Source organism: Geobacter psychrophilus, assembly GCF_056821595.1.
The window spans coordinates 3,448,297-3,469,743 of record NZ_JBXDTU010000004.1; the positions used below are offsets into that span (position 1 = coordinate 3,448,297).

General features: G+C 48.5%; 9 protein-coding genes. 8 read left to right on the forward strand and 1 reads right to left on the reverse strand.

From position 1 onward, the window contains the following. Positions 1-123: 123 nt before the first annotated feature. The 4 genes from ACOCF6_RS18600 (at position 124) to ACOCF6_RS18615 (ending at position 13,618) form a co-directional block, all read left to right on the forward strand. A complete protein-coding gene (locus ACOCF6_RS18600) occupies positions 124-1,431 on the forward strand; it encodes a DUF2130 domain-containing protein (protein ID WP_482461816.1) in 1,308 nt (435 codons plus the stop codon). Between the two features lie 105 nt (positions 1,432-1,536). After that, positions 1,537-4,968 carry an STY4851/ECs_5259 family protein gene (locus ACOCF6_RS18605; protein ID WP_482461817.1) on the forward strand — a complete coding sequence of 1,144 codons (3,432 nt, stop codon included), beginning with the start codon at positions 1,537-1,539 and terminating at the stop codon, positions 4,966-4,968. Position 4,969: 1 nt separating this feature from the next. After that, positions 4,970-11,215: a DEAD/DEAH box helicase gene (locus ACOCF6_RS18610; protein ID WP_482461818.1), complete on the forward strand. Its 6,246-nt coding sequence runs from the start codon at positions 4,970-4,972 to the stop codon at positions 11,213-11,215. A 234-nt stretch (positions 11,216-11,449) separates the two neighbouring features. Beyond that, on the forward strand, positions 11,450-13,618 hold the full coding sequence (locus tag ACOCF6_RS18615) for an AAA family ATPase (protein WP_482461819.1): 2,169 nt from the start codon (positions 11,450-11,452) through the stop codon (positions 13,616-13,618). Positions 13,619-13,632: 14 nt separating this feature from the next. On the opposite strand, the gene ACOCF6_RS18620 is transcribed toward ACOCF6_RS18615, so the two are convergent. Next, entirely contained in the window at positions 13,633-14,634 is a 1,002-nt protein-coding gene (locus tag ACOCF6_RS18620) for a helix-turn-helix transcriptional regulator (RefSeq protein ID WP_482461820.1), read from the reverse strand. Positions 14,635-14,769: 135 nt separating this feature from the next. On the opposite strand from ACOCF6_RS18620, the gene ACOCF6_RS18625 reads away from it, so the two are divergent. From ACOCF6_RS18625 to ACOCF6_RS18640, 4 genes are all read left to right on the forward strand, one after another. Further along, a complete protein-coding gene (locus ACOCF6_RS18625) occupies positions 14,770-15,348 on the forward strand; it encodes a hypothetical protein (protein ID WP_482461821.1) in 579 nt (192 codons plus the stop codon). A 72-nt stretch (positions 15,349-15,420) separates the two neighbouring features. Beyond that, the gene (locus tag ACOCF6_RS18630) at positions 15,421-16,746 is read left to right on the forward strand and encodes a hypothetical protein (protein WP_482461822.1); all 1,326 of its coding nucleotides are present in this window, start codon (positions 15,421-15,423) and stop codon (positions 16,744-16,746) included. A gap of 1 nt (position 16,747) precedes the next feature. Further along, positions 16,748-18,772, forward strand: coding sequence for a hypothetical protein (locus tag ACOCF6_RS18635; RefSeq protein ID WP_482461823.1), 2,025 nt, complete (start codon positions 16,748-16,750; stop codon positions 18,770-18,772). Beyond that, on the forward strand, positions 18,756-21,416 hold the full coding sequence (locus tag ACOCF6_RS18640; protein WP_482461824.1) for a DEAD/DEAH box helicase: 2,661 nt from the start codon (positions 18,756-18,758) through the stop codon (positions 21,414-21,416). Before ACOCF6_RS18635 ends, ACOCF6_RS18640 begins: the two co-directional genes overlap by 17 nt. The last annotated feature ends 31 nt before the right edge of the window (positions 21,417-21,447 follow it).

Here is a 21,447-nt window from a genome sequence, read left to right on the forward strand (position 1 = left end):
CACACAAAAACTATTAACTCTATAACTACTTGTTTTTTTATGCCTTCAACACTGGCACAACCTTTGTAATACAATTGAATAATTGCAAAGCAAATTATGAAAAGTGCCAGTAAGGAGTATCACATGAAAAGGATCATCGTATCGGCGGATGAGTTAATCTCATGTCCAAAATGTTCGTCACAGTTCCCCTTAAAAGAAGGAATAACCAAACAGACCCTCGATAAATACGAGGATGAGTACGATAACGAGTTCAAGCAGCGCGAAGAGGATTTGCGCAAAGAGTTGCAGTCCGACATTGAGCGGCGATTGGTCAAGAGCCATGCTGCGGAAGTGGCAAAGGTTCGTGACGAACTTGCAGAAGCAATGACAGCACAAAAGGAATTGTCTGAAAAGATTGAAGCGGTAAAGGCCGATGCCCGGGCAAAAGCGCTCAAGGAGTTTGAGACTGAAAAGGATGCCCTGCAGCAAGATCTGACAGAACGCGACAGTCAGCTGCAGAAACTGCGTGACAATGAACTACAATTGCGCCGGGACAAACAGAAGCTGGAAGAAGCTCAGCAGAACCTTGAGCTGGAAATGGCTCGCAAACTGGACGAAGAAAAGGCCCGTTTGGTCAAGCAGATTCAGACCGCCGAGAGTCAACGCTTCATGCTGAAAGAGGCCGAGCTGCGTAAGAAGATCGAAGATGCTCAGAAGGCCAACGAAGATCTCAAAAGGAAGCTGGAGCAGGGTTCGCAGCAGCTTCAGGGCGAAGTCCTGGAATTGGAACTTGAGGACCTCCTTAAGTCCGGGTTCCCTTTCGACACCATCGAACCGGTTAAGAAGGGAGCGCGAGGTGCAGATGTCATCCAGACTGTTTCTACCCGTACGGGCCAGGTATGCGGAAAAATTGTTTGGGAAGCCAAGCGGGCTGAAAACTGGTCTAATGGATGGGTCACCAAACTGAAGGAGGATCAGCAGGCGGTTGGAGCAGAAATAGCCGTCCTTGTTACCACTACCATGCCGAAGCATACCTCTGATCCGTTCATTCTGTATGACGGTATTTGGGTAACAAACTTTAGCGCTGCCAGGCCTCTTGCTGAGGCGCTCCGCGAAATACTCGTCGAACAGCAGAAGTCCCGGGCCATTTCTCTGGGCAAGAACGAAAAAATGGAGGCGATCTATGATTATCTCTGCAGCCCTCGTTTCATCCAGCGGATTCGTGCCCTAGTTGACGCATACACAGGAATGAAACGCGATCTGGATTCCGAACGCGCCGCCATGGAAAAAATCTGGAAGAAGCGTGAAAAGCAGATTGAGCGGGTCACCCACAATATGATGGGGATGTGCGGGGAGATTCAGGCAATATCGCAGGATTCCATGCCGCATCTCAATGATATTGGTCAATTGGAACAGATCAGCCAGGAGACTGACCTATTGGAGCAAAATTAGAGCTATTTTGATTTATGGGATTACAGCATGATGTCGTTTGATCTCGTTCATATACGAACCTGAATAAATTTCCGTCCGGTCTATTATTACCCTTGGGGAGGGGCCATGCACAAGTGCTCTGATATAGTCACGAATATACTGGAGAGAAATAACCTCGCCAGTACTGACGGCCGCATGCTCTGCAAATACAGGTGCTCTGAAAACGAATATACAGACATACAGGCCGCGCTGCGCGATGTCATAAGGTTCAGAAATGGCCATCTCCCCCAAAGCAGCATTTTTGAGTCTGCAGCGTTCTGTCTCTATGCCTCTGAATGGTGGCGAAAGAATTATGACTCCGGGCCATGGAAATGGGACGGGATTCTCGTGTCGCTTGGGATGGATGAGGATCACAACAGGATAGACCTCTATGACCCTATTCGACTCGGGTTGAGGTTCTGGAAGAGGAGCCTGTTGACCGTGGGAGACAGGAACGCCTATTTCATTACGCTCGCCTGTGAGGGAGGGCTACCCCTTAAAATTATTCATCGGGAGGGGTACAGCTACCTCCAGCAGTACCTCAAGGCGCTCCTCAATGAATTCCGGGTATATGGCCGAGGAGAAATCAGTCCCTTTGAACTCGCCGGCCGGATTGGGTCGCGCCTACCAAAGGGGCTCCGCCAGAAACCACTGTTTCAGCTATGTGGAGAACTGATTGAACAAGTATGGAATCTACAGTATCGCATCGGTGATACATCGACCCCAATAGAGGACCTGGACCGGACACTTCCCAGCTGGCGGGACGGCTTCCCGCTCGTGGTGTCAGACGAGGCCGCCAAAGCACTCCTGAACAGCCTCATCAAGGATGCGGTCAAGATAGCCAGAATCCAAGAGATCAAGATCACCACTGTTCTGAAAAGAACAGGCTCATCCTTTCGGCTCGAGCGCAAGATACAGATTCCCCCTTACTTTGACGCCCCATCTCTGGCGGAGCAACTTCAGATCCCGGTCAACCAACTACCCTACAACGTGCAGCTCTATTTATGTCAGCAATCGGCCGCCCGTCAGCTCTTGGCGCTGGTTACGAGAAGAACGGCAGGAGATGATGGCAGATTCGCAGCGGAAATCCCCAGCGGCACCTCCAGCACAGTATCCGGTAGTAGCGCGACAGAGCAACTCTGGCTGGATGCAAGATCAAACAACCTGACCAGGGAGATCCGGAACATCAAGGGAAGTCTCGGTCTATCTGATTTGCCATGGGTCTTTTCAGCAAAAGACAGCGATACCGATCAATGGGAGCTAATCGGAGAAGGAGGTCTACGTACAAGACATCCATTCGCGCTCATGGCAATTCCAAGCACGTCAAGCATAACCAGCAGTGATGAACTCTGCGAATACCTGGGAGATGACCAGCTATTAGGTAGGCAACTCTACCGTATCTCGGGAACGGTAGTCGTATCGGACGGTACAAGCAATACGACCATATGCACAAAGGCCGCTGAGGAGGAAAGCGCACAATACGCAATATCAGGAGAGTTCCTCTCTCACGGGACCTTTGGATCCAATATCTACAGAGGATTTCCTAAAATCGTCAGCTATCTGGAAAATGGATCTATCCAGACCATCCCGGCAACTCAGCTCCAATGGAGGACGAGAAAAGGGAATGACGGATGGAAATCTGACCTGATCGACTGCTGCGGGCCAGTTGCCATCCGCCATGTGAAGCAGGGCGAAACGCACTTTATGGCGAAAATCGATGTGGTGCCCAAGACCGGCAAAATAATGTTCATCCCAGGGAGGAACGCTCGTGAAGGCGCTATAGAAATCACCGGGATGGCCGCCATGCATTACGGATGCGCCTCGAATCAAGCAAATCTGCAGATTTTGACATCCTCTATTCCAGATGGGACTCGTTTCGAGTGTATTTCGGAGAGCGATCCGCCTGCGAACCTAGACGTACATATCAGATGGAATCTCGGACAGGAACTTGTCTTGAGCGTGCCGTACCCGGCGAGGGGCGTACGCTTCATAAACCGCGACGGCACCGTCCTGCATACCGACGATATTGTCCACATGTCACGCATGTCGGGAGTAACTGTTCAAGTCATGGACCTAAACCCGAATCTCACATTCAGTATCGAGGCAACAGCGTTATCGAATAGGCTGTCAGGCATTAAGCTGGACAGTATCAAGCTTGTAGAGGTTGCACCTGGCCGCCATGAGATTGACCTCCGGCAGCTGCAGGACGGATGCAATCTGCTATTCGCTGCCGTCGAGGATCTCGATGCGATGATCAGGGTCGGGGTCATTTCCAGCAATTATACAACGTTTCCCCAAAGGATTTATATCGCCCGGTACGACCTGAGCATTCAACCTGATAAAGACTCTGGTGAGGTATACATTCCAGAAAAGGAATTGAAGACATTGAACGGGGACGCGTCTCGATTGGAGTTCAGGGCGTTTCCGTTGACGAACCCCGACCAAGAGTATGAGATTCTGCCGGCCACAAACCCCGGCAGATGGCAGTTCCATAAGGAGGACAGATCTCTGGGGCCATGGCTGATTACCGGATGGGATGGCGATTGGTGTAGGATCAGGCCGTTGTGCTGGACGGTCTATAATGACTCCACACCCATACCGGTGGATACTATAGACAGGTCGTTTGAATCAGTAGCAAAACTCATAACTCCACGTGATCGTTCTGACGCCTGCGACGAACTTCTGGGGCAACTATCTGCAGACCCCAACCATGCCGACTGGAAAAAAATCAACGCCTGCTTCAACCACTTGAAGCATTTGCCTGCAACCACCTTTGACATCATCGGTCGTTTGGCCCGCCACCCGGATGCGGCGGCGACCGTCCTCTTGAAGACTGGTGAAGATACTTTCGACGAGGTCTGGTCCGGTCTGGAGCGGCTGCCGTTTGCATGGTACCTCGTACCGGTGTCGTCATGGATAAAGGCGGCAATAATACGCGAGCAACAAATGAGGGAAGCCCTCGCCCCGCTTGCAGAATCGTTTGACGGCAATCTGGATTCGGTTGTAGATGCCTCATTCAGGACGTTCTTCAATCAAGTCCCTATAAGGCAGGCGGGGATGCAATCTTTGGTGGAACTCGCTAAGCACCAGTTGTTTTCAACGCTGATCCCCAACTTGCAATATCTACACATGTTTACTATGAGGAATGCACACCAGACCATGAAGATGGTGATTCTGACGCCGGCAGAGCAGGACCTGTTACAGATGCACGCAGACGACATTTGGCCCATGTGCCCAGAGCTCGGCGAGGAATGGTGGCCCACCGTACATGGGCATATACCTGAAGAACTCCATTCCCTCTGGAATACCACGATGATGGGGCCAGAGTATCGCCTGTCGGTTCTTAACGCCCCTGTCGCCGCGGCCTTTTGTGCCGCCTTCAACATTAAGCTCAAAAAGCGCATGATTTTCAACATACGGAAGCTCCGCGAGTTCGATCCGACATGGTTTGACGTTTCGTACGGCTTTGCGCTGGCATCGAGTATTGGGTACTGCATATGCAACGACATGGAGATCTGACATGACGAACGAATCAAATTCATATTTTTCAACTTTGGTCAGAGAGCTGGGGCAACGTGCAGCTCGGGCGTTCATCAGCAAATTCAGCCCGGTATCAAACCCATTGCGCCTCCACCTCCATGACGTTTTCGAAAGACCGTCAGGCGAACCGGGGAGTTTTCTCGCTGACCCTGTATTTGAGGCGAGCTTCGGTTGGCAGCAGGCGCCAATGGCCATGCAGGAGTTGGCCGGGAACCTCCTCAATAAACGCCTCGTCAAGGCTATGGATAACCCGCCGAAAGAGTTGGAGGAACAGAAGTTCGGTGCAGACTGGCATCCATATGCGCATCAGGTAACGGCATGGAATGCCTTGAAGGAAGCACCGCCGCGCTCCATTATTGTCAGCAGCGGTACCGGTTCTGGTAAAACGGAGTGTTTTCTGGTGCCAATACTAAGTGATCTGGCCGACCAGTTGGACAAGAAAGAAACTCTCGAAGGCGTGCAGGCGTTGATGCTCTACCCATTGAACGCCCTGATCAACAGCCAGAGAGACCGCCTGAGAGCATGGACGACAGAATTCAAGGGGGGAATCAGGTATGCCCTCTACAACGGAGATACCCCTGACGAAGAAAAAAAATCCGTACAAGCCGAAAAACCCGAGGAGGTGCTGTCCCGCAAGCTACTCCGGGCATCGCCACCGCCCATTTTGGTAACAAACTCGACCATGTTGGAATATATGCTCGTTCGCCAGCAAGACAATCCTATAATCGAAAAATCAAAAGGGAAACTGAGGTGGATCGTTCTCGACGAAGCCCACACCTATATAGGTTCCCATGCAGCTGAAATTTCGCTGCTGCTGAGGCGAGTGCTGCATGCTTTTGGAGTGGAGGCTCATAACGTCCGGTTCATCGCTACGTCGGCGACTATCGGGAGCGCAGGCGATGATAACGCGGTTCGACAGCTTCAGCATTACCTGGCAGATGTAGCAGGCATTGACCCGTCCAGAGTATCAGTGGTGACCGGGAGCCGGTACGTGCCTCCTTTGGACAAGATATATTCTGGAGTGGATGTCCCTCTGCCACCAGTCGCAGAACTCAAGCATCTCGATCCGGCGGCACTCTACGAAACACTGGCAAAAAACAAGAATGCCCGGACAGTCCGGCAATCGCTGACTGACAAAGGACCAATGACTATTTCGGAGCTTTCTGAAGCGTATGTCGGCAAGAAAAACGTGTCACTGGACGATAAAGCGCAAACGCTCGAGCTGCTCGACTTATGCAGAATTGCGAAGCGTGAGGATGAAACTCTCATCCCACTGCGAGGGCATCTGTTTCACCGCACCCAGAGCGGTATCTGGGCCTGTTGCAACAGTACCTGCTCGGGCCGGGAAAACACTCACCTGAACAGCCCCGAGTGGTCCTTTGGAAAAATCTTTATGGAGCGCCGCGAAAGATGTGACGCCCCAGATTGCGGTTCCAGAGTATATGAATTAGTTTTTTGTGACTCCTGTGGGGAGGAGTATTTGTCAGCCGAAGAAAATGTGATTGATGAACAGTCCGTCTTGGTACCGTACAGCATTGATACCAATGAGGATGATACAGAAGACGAGGGACTTGTAGACGACGAGAACCCTGACGAGGAGCAGGAACAGTACCCCTACTCGTTCCCTAGATTAATCACAGATGCAAAGTTTGTCGAAGTACCTGCTACGGTTGACAGGATCACTGGACATATCGGCGATACGGGCAAGAATTCCATACAGCTCGGCCTGACGCACCTGGATGACGGATTCCGCTGCCGTCGATGCGGCCAAAAAGAGAAACGACAGGGACAGCTCTTCAGACCGGCCCGCTCCGGAGCCGCATTCCACCTGCTTATGTCCGTACCGACACTGCTAGAACATACCCCGCCTATTTCAGACAAGGCCTCCAACGTGCCGTTTGGCGGCCGGCGGCTCATAACATTCAGCGATAGCAGGCAAGGCACAGCCAGGTTTTCTCTCCAATCACAGTTAGACGCGGAAAGAAACTACTCTCGTAGCTGGTTGTACCACCAGATATCAGCAAACAAGAGCAGCCACGACCCTGAGGAACTGGCGAAGAAGAAGACTCAACTTGAGCAGTTGGAAGGATTGTATAAGCAGACCCCTATGGAAGCGCTCGCAGTAGCAATATCGAATATGAAGAACGATATAGAGAGCTGTGAATCATCGGTGGGAAGCACGCTATCATGGGGAGACTCTCTTCATCTTATGCAGGCGACAAAAGTCTTGCAGGATTGGATGCCGGAGCAGTGGAAGCACACTGCGTTCAAGCACTTGAACTCGCATCAGATAGCGCAACTCTGCCTGATCAGGGAGTTTGCTCGAAGACCGAAGCGCCAGACGTCGTTGGAAACCCTCGGGCTGGTTTCCCTCCATTATCCGGATCTGGATAGAATCAGCGATACAGACCTCCCCCCAGCATGGAAACAAAGAAGGCTTGGCGTCCAGGACTGGCGAGACTTCCTGAAAATCGCGGTTGATTTCTCCATTAGAGGAGCCTGCGCTGTACAAGTACCTCAAGAGCACTCTCGCTGGATCGGCATAGACCTGCCGACACGCTTCCTGATCGGGCCGGATGAAGTTCCGGCAGGTCGCTGGCAGCTACGCTGGCCGATGGTGCGGGATGCTATCCCCCGCTCACGACTCCCGATTCTCCTCTTTCGTGCTCTTGCGTTGTCCCCAGAGAACCGATCCGATCGATCCGATGTCAATGAACTTCTGGCAGCGGCATGGACGCAGATACGGACGAAGCTGTTGGCACAGGAACACGACGGATTCCGTCTGAGCCTCGAACGAAAGGTGGAGTTCAAGTCAGTACAGGATGCGTGGTTTTGCCCAGTCACCCGACGAGTAGTGGATGTGACGCTGCTAGGGTGGTCACCTTACACGTCAATGGAAATCCCCGAAAGCCTGGCCAAGTGTACGAAGATCCGACTACCCGAGCTGATGTACCCGTTTACCCGAGACAACGGCCAGTCAGTTCCGCGCGAAAAAATCCTGGACTGGCTGGAGACAGATGCCCGGATCGCTGACCTCCGGAAGCAAGGGGTCTGGTCGTCATATAGCGACCGGATCGCCACGTTCAGTGATTTCTACCGGATCAACGAACACTCGGCACAACAGAACAGCTCCCGGCTTAGGAAGTTGGAGGAGGGGTTCAAGTCTGCCCGGATCAATATCCTGAGCTGTTCAACGACCATGGAGATGGGTGTAGATATCGGTGGCGTATCTTGCGTAGCAATGAACAATGCTCCCCCGTCACCTGCTAACTATCTCCAGCGGGCAGGCCGGGCGGGGCGACGTAAAGAATCCGCCGCAGTCAGCTTTACCCTATGCCAAAGCGCTCCGCATGGAGAGTCTGTGTTCTCCAATCCGGTATGGCCGTTCAGAACGCCTATCAAGCTTCCACATGTTTCGCTGCAAAGCGAGCGCATTATTCAGCGGCACATCAACGCGCTTACTCTTACCCGATTCCTGCAGCAGCACGCTCAGGATCTGACCAAGCTGCAGTGCCAGTGGTTTTTTTCTTCACCGTCAGAGGATGCCAGCTCTCCAGCCAGTATTATGGAGCTATGGGTACAAAAGCATGAGGACCGGCTTTCAGATGCATGGTTGATTAAAGGGTTAAGGCGATTGTCTCACGGAACAGCCCTGGAAGGCGTTGAGCCTACACGGTTGCTAGAGCAAGTGGGTCTTCAGCTCAAAAGGATCAAGGAAAGATGGCTCGAAGAAGAAAATGCCCTTCAGCTTGAATTGGAACATGCTGGGGGTGCGCCCACAGATCAATCAAAAGCGTCGCCGGCACAGCTCGCAATCCTGAAGCAATTGAAGCGCATCTACGATGAATATCTGCTGGGGGAGCTTGCCGCGTCAGGGTTCTTACCAGGTTATGGCTTCCCTACGGCAGTGGTTCCATTCATCAACTCTACATTGGAGACTTTACGCCATGATGGAAGGGCATCCAAGGAGCGCGAGGACAACCGCTCACAAAGGCGGGGGTATCCGTCCCGCGATTTGCCGATGGCGATCCGAGAGTACGCCCCAGGCAGCGATATCGTTATCGATGGACAGGTGTTCACATCAGAAGGAGTCACGCTGAACTGGCACGTACCGGCCGGGGACTATACTCAGGCGCCAGAACTGCAGTCGTTTAAAAACGCTTGGCGTTGTCGCAGTTGTGGCTCCAGCGGCACTCGATCGACAATTCTACATAGCTGTCCAGTCTGCGGGGCGGAGTCCGATCTGTTGGTGATCAAGCCATACCTCCAACCGGCGGGTTTTGCCGTAAACATCTATACCGAGCCTCACAATGACTTGTCGTATCGCAAATATATGCCGGTCCATAAGCCATGGATAACTGCCGGTCAGACGCCCTGGTCGCCCCTGCCGCGCCCCGAGCTGGGCCGCTACAGGTTCAGCCACGAGGGGCACATCTTCCACCAATCCGGGGGTTTGATGGGGCACGGCTACGCCATTTGTCTGCGCTGTGGGCGCTCAGCATCAGAGACAGCCACCGGTGGTACTTTGCCATTTGAACTCCAGGACCACTACCGGTTACGGGGAGGCAAGGAGAGAAATGGCCAGTCGTTATGCCCTGGGAATGACCAGCAGTGGGCAATCAAGAGGAACCAGTGGCTAGGGTTGGGGGTGTCTACCGATGTCTTTGAACTGCAGCTCTCGGACCCAGTTTCAGGAGCTCCACTCAACAGTGATGTGGCGGCATATTCTCTTGCGACAGCCTTACGGCAGGCGCTGGCAGAAGAGTTAGGGATCAACGATCGGGAAATAAGCTGTGCGAGTATCCCGTCTCGTACGCCGACCAACCAACTGGCGCGATCCATTGTGCTCTACGACACATCGACAGGAGGAGCCGGCTTCGTTGCCGCTGCCGCGTCCAATCTTCCCAAATTGCTAGAAAGAGCCAGGGAGATCCTTACATGCAAGAAGAACTGTGACACGGCTTGCCACTCGTGCCTGTTAACCTATGACACGCAGCATGATGTGAAACGGCTGAATCGCCATGAGGCCATGGCACAAATTTCCCCGCAGTTACTGAAAGGCTTAAGCCTGCCGAAAGAGCTGCATTTTTTCGGCCCCCAATCCAGACTTGAGTTCGACGAGTTGCATTTTGCCCTTTATAGGGAAATGCAACGGAGCGATGTTGACGAGTTGCGTATCTATCTGGGGGGGAATCTCGAACACTGGGATTTTCTGGACTGGCCGCTTCGATCCTCTCTTCTCAAATGGGCCAGCGAAGATCGCAAGGTGGTATTGCTGGCGAAGAAAGAGGCCATCTTTTCACTCGACTCATCAGTAGCAAACCCACTAGCCAGCTTAATCGAGGCAGGAGGCATCCAGCTACGCGAGATTGTTCCACAAGAGGATGACCTCCATATCCCCAACCTGATTGCAGAGGTAGGGGGTGCCCACAGGACCGTCAGATGGGCAACAACTTCGCCTGACTGCTTAACCCCATCAGAATACTGGGCAAGGGCAAACCAGGACGACCGGTGTGTAAAAGTTTCAAATGGACTGCCGTTGTCGCCGATCAAGGGACTCGTTATTGACACGGGTAAAGTAAGAAGAGCCCCGCCAGGGAGTTTTACCGAGCTGGTTATCACGAAGCAACTGGATGGTCCAATCAACAATTTTGGTGGCCTGTTTTGGCAGCAGGTATGTTCGAAGCTTCCGCATCTAAAGGAACGGTTGGAACAGAAAAATCCGATTGCCAGTGTCGAGTTCAGGGACAAGTTTTTCTCGTCCCCTATGAATGTTAAATTATTGGGAGAAGTAACTAAGGGCCTAAGTGCGTATTTCGGAAAGTTCGACACAGGCGTCAAACTCGTTGTCGAAACGGTCGATTTCGTCAAGCAAAATTACAAACCTTCTGAGTTGTTACATGACGATTGGCAAATCCGTCAGCACAGGAACGCTGCCATAGAACAGCTGTTAAAGGCGTCAGGTGGAGCAATAACAGTAAAAGAGGTGCCAAAGTATCAAGCTCAGCATGCGCGGGATATTTCAATTGTCTGGAGTGACGGTGCCAAGTGCACGATACGGCTCGATCACGGCCTCAGCTTTATGAAGAGCGTATCCATAGTTCAGTTCAACTTCAATGCAGATTCAACGGCACAAGTTGCATTACTCAAGACGCAATCCTTCAATGCGACGAACAGGCTTGGGGCTACTGGAACTTATATTTATCTTTCAGATGTACAAAAGTAAGTAATCATCAGTGCAAATTGAAGAAAAGCGTCACAGAGGTTACACGAGTGGCTACACGGAAGCCATCAAATGGTTAGGCAAATCGACTAATTGACCTGCCTCAAATTTCTATACCAAGTTTTGAATTAGTTTTTTGTCGTTTGTTGAATTTTTCGCGGTTGATTGTCCAATTCTGTCAATGACAACGGATATTGTTGATTTAAAGACAATAGCGTTCGACAGGCAGGAGGGTTCATGCAACCGCAATATTTCAGAAAAAGAAGAAGAGGAACAAAACGCAGTCGCATCGGTAAGGTTGCCAGTGAGTACAGGCCGCTACTCGGTACATGGCTTATTGAAATTGCCATACTTCTTGACTGGCACAGGCCAACTAAATTCGGGAAATGGCCTGATATTTTCTCCGATGAAGATTTCCTCGCACTCACCGGTATCCCTGATCCTTACGATACCGATGACGATGATGAAGACGAAACCTCTGCAAAGATACCAACCGCAAAAAACTGCCTCAAAATGCTTGAAAAACATCTGGCAGCTCTTCAGAAGGTCAAGGTTCCTGACCGTCTGGCACTGTTTGATAACATTGAGCTTCTGGCAGACTTGGTTGGCTTGAACGAAGCAGATCAATGCGTTCTTGCTTTTGCTGCGGCAATGGATCTGTTTCCCCCTTTCAAGGGAGCAATATCTTCCAGGTGTGAGAAAACATCAAACCAGCTTATCTGCCAGATTCTCAGCAGGATCTCCGGATTTTCAGAAGCTGAGTTCCGATCATCAATTGGAGGCGATAGTCTCCTCATCAGTACTGGATTAATTCGTAATTCCAAGGGAGTTGTTGATCTTGAGGATAAACTTGACGTATTCGAAGGTCTGAGCTCAATCCTCTTGTCACCCCACCTGAGTACCGAAGAGCTTTCCGGCAGATTTCTAAAAAGAGCTTCCAGTCCGACTTTGACACTGGAAAATTTTTCCCACCTGAAAAGCGACATAGTTGTGATGCGCGACTATCTATCGAATGTCCTGGATGAGAGGACAACAGGCGTCAACATCCTGCTGCACGGTAAACCGGGGGTTGGCAAAACGGAATTTGTTCAAACCGTTGCGGCTGAAATGGGAGCTGACTTGTATGAGATCGCGTTTTCAGACGAGGATGGAGATCCTATTAAGGGGGCTGCTCGCCTGCGGGCCTTTAACTTCTGTCAGCGACTTCTGGCAAGGACCAGTAATGCCGTCTTAATGTTTGACGAAATAGAGGATGTATTCCCGGCTGATTACGGAATGTTCAGCTTTCTCATGGAAGATAATGGAGGAGGGAAAAGCAGCGGGAAAGCATGGATAAACCGGACGATGGAGCGTAACCCCGTACCGGCAATATGGATAAGTAACCGGATTGGGCATATTGACCCTGCATATTTACGAAGATTCGACTATTCAATTGCGTTTTCAATACCACCGGTCGCGGTGCGACTGAATATTGCAGAGTACCACCTGGGATGTTTTGATCCTCCCCAAGCGTTGATTGAAAGAATTGCCGGCAATGATGAGATAACACCCGGTCAGCTTGATCGAGCAGCAAAGGTCGCAAAAATTGCCAGTGGCGGAAATAATGTACGTGCAATTCAGCTTATTGAGCAAACGCTCGACAGAAGCACAACATTACTGGGTCAGAAGCGAACACCAAGCCGTAATGTTCTTCGAACGGGCTATAAACTCGATTATCTCAACACTGACATCGATATCCCTTCTATCGTTAGTGGGTTGAAGCGGCGCCCGAGAGGAACCTTCTGCTTTTATGGAGCAGCTGGTACGGGAAAAAGTGAACTCGCTCGTCATATCTCCGATGAGATTGGTAAGCCTCTCATTCTGAAGCGGGCTTCCGACATCTTAAGCATGTGGGTTGGGGAGTCCGAGAAGAACATTGCTGCCATGTTCACGGAAGCTCGTCAGCAGGATGCCGTTCTTGTCCTGGATGAAGCTGACAGTTTTCTCGCAGACCGGCGGGACGCCCAAAGAAGTTGGGAGGTAACACAAGTAAACGAGTTGCTTACACAGATTGAAGCATTTGAAGGGATTTTTGTCTGCACGACGAACCTTATGGAAAAACTCGACCAGGCAAGCCTCAGACGTTTTGCCTTCAAGGTCAAGTTCAACCCGTTATCTTCGGAGCAAAGATGGCAGATGTTTTGCCAGGAGCTTGTACGTCTTGGCGGAAGTGAAGAGGATATCGGGCTGTGGGAGGCAAAGATCCGTGGACTGGAGAAACTGACGCCAGGAGATTTTGCTGTAGCTGCACGACAATTCGAACTTTGGGAAGTAGTGGTAACACCCGGTAAACTTTACGAACAGCTCCTGAAAGAATGCGAGGCAAAAGGAGCAATAAATCGCCCCATAGGTTTTGGCGCTCAATAAGCTTACTTCGAGGGTTATTCGTAAAGATCGGCCATTTCCTGGGCAGCCGCTTTTAATTCTTCGCGCATCTCTTCCGGTTCGAGTAGTTCTGCCTCTGGACCGAAAGAGAGTATCCATCGTTTGACATCATACCAGCCAGATGTATTCATGGTGAGAACGATGGAGCCGTTCTTTGACTTGGTAATTTTCTGGTCTTTTGCCCAGCGGCGTTCCTCAATGTAACGAGCCTGATCGGCAGGAAATCTAACTTTTACTGTTACAGGGTCGTCATAAAAAACGCCAAACGCATTATCCAGAAGTGCATCTGGATCAAAATCTTTTGGCTGGTCAAACGGTGCATTCAGAATTGATATGTTCTGTATCCGCTCTACAGCCAGGATTCTGATGTCGCCAAATGATGTAGCCCTGATGAAAACATACAGTCCTCCGTTTCGCTCGAAGAAGCGAAGTGGATCAATTTTGAAGTTTTTAATTTTATCATCACCAAAAGAGTGATATTCAATATTGCATGTCTTTTGCTGAAGAATGGCCTCTGTAAGATCATCGATAATTTTCTCTTTGCCGGTATAATCTTTCGCAAACTGTGATGCAGGGCTAAAAAGTGTCTTAACTTTTTCCAGTCGCTTTTCAAAACCGTCCGGTACGAAGGTGTCAAGTTTCGCAAAAGCCCGGTTAATTTCTGTTTCGATATCCGTTCCTTGGTAAAGACGTGCATGCCCTTTCAGGAAATAAAGGGCAATCACCTCGGTGAGTGACAGGTTCAGGTCAGCCACCTTCATATTGGTGAAACTGGTTACTTGATCCTTTTCCTTGAGGTAATATCGTACGTCGCTGCCCAGCAGAGCTTGATCTTTCGTAATCACAAAGTAGAAATCGTCCTGCAAGGTTTCTATTGTACGGTAGGCCTGCCGCTCGCTGGTTTCCAGTCGTTTTGCCAAATCCTTGATAGTTGCACCGCATGGTTGCGCCAGCAGGTTTATTGCATCGAATAATTTCTTCATCCTGCGTCCACGCATGTGACCTCCGTGTCAACCCGTTAAGAATATGCAGAAGTGGCATATTATTATGTAAGTTGGTTGTTGTCCAGATCTGTCATATATATGCCGTAACCTAATATATATCGTGAGTTATCATTGAGAAGAGGAGGAGTTATGTGTGCAGTTATCAGAGATCCGAGTATGACCCCTATTTCGGTAAATCAGGCTGAAGTTAGGGCGATCAATTCGCTTAATGAAATTCTTTATTCCGTGTTGCCAGTGCGATCACCAGAATCGCGCGAAAGACTATTATTCCTGCTCACTCCTGAAGCGCAACAACAACTGGCAAGCAAAATTTCTGATGAAGAACGAAATCAGGTTGCCGTAGCGATGGCACCAGCAATTGCTGCAGGGGAGAGAATCAAATCCGATTTTTTGTCAAACATCAAGATGGATCAAGAGACATTTACGAAAAAAATCGCAGAAGCTGTTTCGACAGGAAACATTCCGGATGCACTCAGCGATATTTGTAATCGTTGCAGAGGGATTGTTCAGAATGTCGAATGGGTCAATGTCTTTGCTTGGCAATTGCCGATCATGCAGCCAGAAAGCGCTGAATTGCATTTTGATATTGCACGAGCACTGGGTGGTATATTTTATCTGGAAAGATATATGAAGCTGCAGAACACTGGCACTGATAATTTGGCTTCTGAGAGAGTTACTGCTTTATTGAAATTGGTTTTTGAAAATTGATAGATAGTCGCTCATTGATTGCAGATCCAATTATACATTATCAGTCTGTTACCTATAGACATTGAGGATTGAATGGAAAATATAACATGGGGTCTATTAGGACCGGAAGTCATGAGCGGAGAAAGGCGCACTCGTACTCTAGGATTAGGGGCCTCTGTACGGGCTTTTAACGAACTAGCTGTACCAGGTATAGGAGGCACGTGGTTTGGAAAACAGTTGTTTTTGGCAACATTGGGAGTTGCAGTCGCTGAGAAGGCGCGTGCTTTAGGGAAGCGAGTTCATAACATTGAAACAGCAAATGCAATCGAAGCTCTTGCCTGTTTCCTCGCATTCAACACCAACAGCTGGAAAAGTGATTCACGTTTACTTGGTATTACAAAAATGCAAGGCAAAGAGAATGATATACGATTTGAAATTCTGCGAAAACCTGGCTTCTATGTAACTCAGCCCATGCGAATGGCAACTGTTCAAGCATTACCATCGTTAGGACTTGTAGAATCCAATGGCAGCAGGTTCAATGCATTTATATGTTCACAAACGGGCCGTGACTTTATAGAGGCACAGTCGATAGACTACAACCCATGTCATTACAGCAGAAGCATTTTTGATTTCTTAGTTGCTTGGACAATGGGGGAATCTGTCAATATATCCACGAACGATAAATTACGAAGAGCCCTATCGCCTCTTGAGCCTATGACCAAAAGAGGCTGTGAAGTTCTGAGAGACCGCCTTATCCAGGGAAGCATACATGAAAACCTGGCGGACAAAGAACGACGTCGCTCAGCTCTGGAATGGGTTGACACATTGCGGACCAATCCAAATCAAAGTATCGATTGGGAGGCTAAGCCATCCATTATCAATGTCAATCATTGGCATGATTTGCATACAGGTTCTTTATTTTTTGCTACTCGCGATGCTGCGATACAAACACTTGATCTCTTAGAAGCACATATCAGTAATCATACAGAACTAGAATTCAAACTCGGGGACTCATTGCCTGACAATATCAAAGCGTCGATTACGGTTTTGAGAGAATGCGCTCAGAAGTTTCTGAGCAAGGAGCATAATGATGAATTAGGTAATAGTTTTTGCAGAGAATGTGTAGATGAACTAGATAGTGTGGTACTTGCTAACATAGTCAAAAGGGACGAACGCGTACTCCGATTGCGTGGACGGCTAGTATTGCCTGGCCCAGCATTTAGAAACGACTCAAACCAAGAGATCACACCGTCAGATGAGGATGAGACCGAAGAGACGGGTAGTTCAAAATCAATTAAATTGCCAGATGGAATTTCTCATCGGGTAAGAAACTTTTTTCTCCTAAATGCTGATTTAAATTGTGAACTTCACGAATGGCTTGGTCAAAATGAAGCGTTAAACGTAAGGGAGGAGCTATAAGATGTCTGAATCTTTTAAATCTCCTTCTTTGGCCCAACATTTTGAAGCACCTGATAATTTTCGGGGGCGCTTCGGATGGCTATGCGGTTATTCTGCTGACGCGGATTTTCTCAATGATGCAGCAGAACGATTTACTCGACAAACGCAGAGACAGCGTGCATATGAAGGCAGAATCGCACTTGCCCTGATGCTTGATCCAGGAAATCCTCCAGTTAGACTAGATGAAACGCCCGCCGTAATGCACCTGCCAATAAAGGATTCGAATAATAAACCATTTGTATTGCTGCATGCTAAAGTTGCCATTTTGGGATTTCGTCACGAAAGTGAAACGAGTCGATGGCATCTACGATTGATAGTTTCTACAGGAAACTGGACATGCGAAACTTTGGAAAAAAGCCTAGATCTCGCTTGGCGTATAGACATTTCAAGCGAGGACGTAAATAATATTACCGATCCCTTACGACAACACTGTTCCGACATAAGATCCGCTTGGAATCTGCTGAGCTGGCTAGGTAATTATTACGACCTGAGGGCGTTAAACCCTCTATTGCCTGGCAAAGTGGATAGTGAGTCTGACAATGCCAGAAAAACTGTAATGTCCTGGATTGAAGCAACTTCTTTAATTGCTGGACAAACACAACCACGATTTATTGACAATCGTAAAGCCTCATTGTTCAAACAACTTCCAGAAATGATCAAATTAGTTGGATCTGCAGTTAGGCGCAACTATCTCGGTATGGGTTCTGGTTTTTTTGAGAACTCATCAGATGATTCCGTGCCTTCCGTTTTAAAAGATATTGTTGATTCTCTAAAGGAAAATCAGCTCTTGACTGCAAATCCAGAAATAGATGTATTTGTAAACCCTTTGTCATGCCAGGCTGTTGCAAATTCCCTCAAGGCATTATCAAAAGCTGGTTTTACGGTAAGACCGGCAGGACAGCCAACAGATTTGTTCGTCAATCCACTCCTCAAGCGCTCCCTACACGCTAAATTTATATTCAGTGCCAATTACCGAGAAAACTCCAATTACTGTAACAGTTCTTGGCTTTATCTCGGTTCAGGTAATTTGACGGGTCCGGGGTTCAGCAATAAGATGTCAGTTAATGGGGGGAATCTTGAGGCAGGTGTTATTTTTGCTCCAGATAATCTGTATTGGGGAAGAAATAAAGACTTGGCTCCTGAACAATTGATTTTCAATCTGTTACCTGTGCAATGGGAAACTGATGCCACTACTCTTACTGCTCCACTTTCAGCAGGGGCAGAAATGCCTGAGCGGGCCATCCAATTCACCGCACCTCCAGTTGCCTGGATGCTATGGCTCCAGACCGATGGTTTGTCTTATCTGAAATCCCCTGGAGGAGAAAAGGAATCATTTGAAGTTATTGATACAAATGAACAAGTTTGCACATCAGACTCTGAGGGTAAATTCTTGTGGATGTTTGGTAGACCTCGCTTTGCAACTCTGCGTTGGAATTTAAATGGCAAGCCACAAATATCAGCCGTCCCCGTACTTGACGAATATGGTCGTTTAGCCGCGACGGAGTTACCGCAAATTGATCTCGATGAAGCATGGTGGCAATTGGCAAATTTTCCGATTCCACCGGAAGACGAAGAATTACTTCCAAAAGATGATCTTCCCGCTGACAACCCAACAGATCCCCCTGATCCTAATGGTGCAGCATCTTCCTCATCTGAAGCAAATTACCCCATACGAACGATGATGGAGCTAATTGAAAACATTGCGGCAAAGCAAACTTCAGTATCCCGAGATGATTGGACTGCATGGTGCACAAGGCTCGAACAGAGCTTGATACAGGCGAAAAACAGCCCTGTGATCAAATCATTTGAGGCGTTGGGGATCAATTCACTTAGCCCTCTGTGGGAGATGCCCTTTCGCCCAGTTTTTGCTGAAAACGATAAGACCGATGAAGGATTACGCTATGAAGCTGTTTTGCAACGAGTTGAATCAGCGTGGAATTTCACTTCGTTGAGCAAAATCGGAGGAAATAATGAACTCGCGATTTAAAGGGTGGGAGAAAGTTTCTTCCTGTCTACAGGATTATGCAAATAATCCTTTAAGCCTGAAACGAAACTATTCTCTAAATACTGGCCAACGAGCCAGTTTGATTGAAATAGCGAGGCGTATTCCCAAAAATGGAATTATTGTCGCTGATGAAGTTGGTATGGGCAAGACATGTATAGCCGTTGAGTTAGCTCGTAGTGTTGTAGAGTCTGGTGGAAGGGTGGCGATACTCGTGCCCCCTGGCCTAGGGTACCAATGGCGTGAAGAACTGCGTATGGGGGATGTTGATGCTCCGCTCATACTCCGTAGCCTTTTACAGTATCTAAGTGCATGGGAGCTGGATAAAACTGAACATCAAAAGCCTTGGTTTAAACAGCAAGTGGTAGTGATATCCCATGCATTTACAAATTGGAGATTGGGTGCAGATACTGTTCCTTGGAGATGGGCATTGTTGCCGGATTTCTATGCGCATTGGCGTCAGAGAACAACAGGACGACTACCAAGGGGATACAATAATTATATAAAAGATAAATTATCAGATTCATGGGTAAAAAATGCTGTAAAGAGTATTTGCAGCGCAATTCCGGAAAATGAGCAACATCCAGCGTGGCAACTTGCAGCTGAATTGAGTGAACAAACACCATGGCCGGGCGCACTTGAAGCTGAAGAATATGGCAGCAATGAAAACCTAAGACCATGGTTGGAGCGTGCGGTTGGTTTGGGATTGGGAATTTTTGATTTGGTGATCGTTGATGAAGCTCACAAAAGTCGAGGTTACGATAGTGGATTGTCACGACTTCTGGATAAGGTCGTACTGTCGTCGCCAGAGGCACGCAGGCTTGCAATGACCGCGACCCCAGTTGAGTTAGATGTCAGCCAATGGAAACAAACCTTGAGCCGTATTGGACTCACGGATTTTGATATGCTCAATCAGGCAATCGGGAATTATTCTGATGCTGTTCGCCGCGTGCGTCAATGTCCTAACAGTCTAGAGGCACGTGAACAGTACCGGCAATCTTCTTTAACATTTCAAAGGGAAATGTCTCCCTACCTTTTGCGTCGTGACAAGCGGGAAGACCCTGCAGTACAAAGTTTCAAAAAGCATTCAGGTCGGCAAATGAATGAGTATCGCTGTGAAAGGGATATTTCAATTGAGACTTCATCACTTGACCCCGTGTGGAAACAGGCGGTATGTGCTGCAGAGGCTCTTTCCGTTGTAACTAGTCTTTCTGAGAATTCTGTCGCAAAACGTTTGAGGCTGACTTTGGGAAATGGTCATGGTATTTCCGCATTAATAGATCAAAATAAACGAAACGAAAAAGATCGTCATCAAGAAGAATTTGAACAGCAATCTGCTATATCTGCTGCAGTCACAGATAGAATATCTGATCAAAAACGAGAAGACCGCACTCAATGGTGGTTAAATGTTATAAAGGGACCATTTCTTAATGGTGATGATGTTCTGTTTTATCATCCAGCCATTATGGCAGCAGTGCAGGCTATTGAAGTAGTTACCGAGAAAAATGGGAAGGTTTTGGTTTTTGGTCGATTCACAAAACCGTTACACGCATTGGTGGATTTGCTTAACGCACGGGAAATGCTGAGATGTTTGCAAAACGGGCAACTTTGGCCTCAATCGAAAGTTCACGGGGACCCCAGTGATGACATGGAAAACAGTGAATGGCCCGCTCTTAAGGCCGCACATAGTCAATTACAGAGCTGCATTCCACTTCAACAGATTGATAATTTATTGAGCGAGCAATATAAAAAGCTCGAAAATCTAAGAATCACATTACGGCGCCATCTAATTCATACCCTTGAACAAGGTCTCATTGAAATACAAGCCGATGAGCGGTCACAAAATCTATTCAAGGCTTTTAAAGAGTCTATTGACTCGTCAGCTGATGAAGATAATTCGATTAGTCCTCTGACTTTGGTCAGTAATGCTCTGTCTGAATTGCTTGGAGAGCAAAGTGATTCACTCAACCATAGGCAACTCACAGATGCGTTTATTCAACTTCTTAATGCTTTATCTGATCGCAGCGAAGGAGATCACGATGGCGATGGCAAGTTGAGTACGCAGGAAGCATCCGACCTTTGGCCAACTCTTTTAGAAAGGTTAGATGAAGAATATAATCGTCCCCAAGGAAGCTTCGCGCGGCTGATGTACGGAGGGACGAAGCCTGAATCACGTCGAATGATTCAATTAGCTTTTAACCGCTCAAAAAGTTTTCCTAAAGTGCTTGTTGCACAATCTATGGTCGGCCGTGAGGGTTTAAATTTACACAAGGCCTGCCGGACAGTGGTATTACTGCATCCGGAATGGAACCCAGGTGTAACAGAACAGCAAATTGGGCGCATTGACCGAGTTGGCAGTGAATGGGAAGTGCAATTAGAGAAAGCTATTAATTCAGGTTGTCCAGCTGATTTGTTGCCACGAATTGAAGTTTGTCCTGTAATTTTCAAAGGAACATACGACGAGTATAATTGGTCTGTTCTGAGAGAACGGTGGGATGATTTGCGTGCTCAGTTGCATGGTGTAGTCATCCCTTCCAGGCTGGCAGGTAATGATTTGAGCCTTCAATTGCTGATCGAAGAAATTGCCAAATCCGCACCAAATTTTTCGCCTTTAAATCAGTTGATCTAATATAAAATATCTGTTGTTTGTCCAATAATGT

Bases quoted from the DNA above. Each gene is read 5' to 3' on its own strand.
- ACOCF6_RS18625 (WP_482461821.1), top strand. From the start codon at position 14,770: ATGTGTGCAGTTATCAGAGATCCGAGTATGACCCCTATTTCGGTAAAT.
- ACOCF6_RS18630 (WP_482461822.1), top strand. From the start codon at position 15,421: ATGGAAAATATAACATGGGGTCTATTAGGACCGGAAGTCATGAGCGGA.
- ACOCF6_RS18600 (WP_482461816.1), top strand. From the start codon at position 124: ATGAAAAGGATCATCGTATCGGCGGATGAGTTAATCTCATGTCCAAAA.
- ACOCF6_RS18635 (WP_482461823.1), top strand. From the start codon at position 16,748: ATGTCTGAATCTTTTAAATCTCCTTCTTTGGCCCAACATTTTGAAGCA.
- ACOCF6_RS18605 (WP_482461817.1), top strand. From the start codon at position 1,537: ATGCACAAGTGCTCTGATATAGTCACGAATATACTGGAGAGAAATAAC.
- ACOCF6_RS18620 (WP_482461820.1), bottom strand. From the start codon at position 14,634: ATGCGTGGACGCAGGATGAAGAAATTATTCGATGCAATAAACCTGCTG.
- ACOCF6_RS18615 (WP_482461819.1), top strand. From the start codon at position 11,450: ATGCAACCGCAATATTTCAGAAAAAGAAGAAGAGGAACAAAACGCAGT.
- ACOCF6_RS18610 (WP_482461818.1), top strand. From the start codon at position 4,970: ATGACGAACGAATCAAATTCATATTTTTCAACTTTGGTCAGAGAGCTG.
- ACOCF6_RS18640 (WP_482461824.1), top strand. From the start codon at position 18,756: ATGAACTCGCGATTTAAAGGGTGGGAGAAAGTTTCTTCCTGTCTACAG.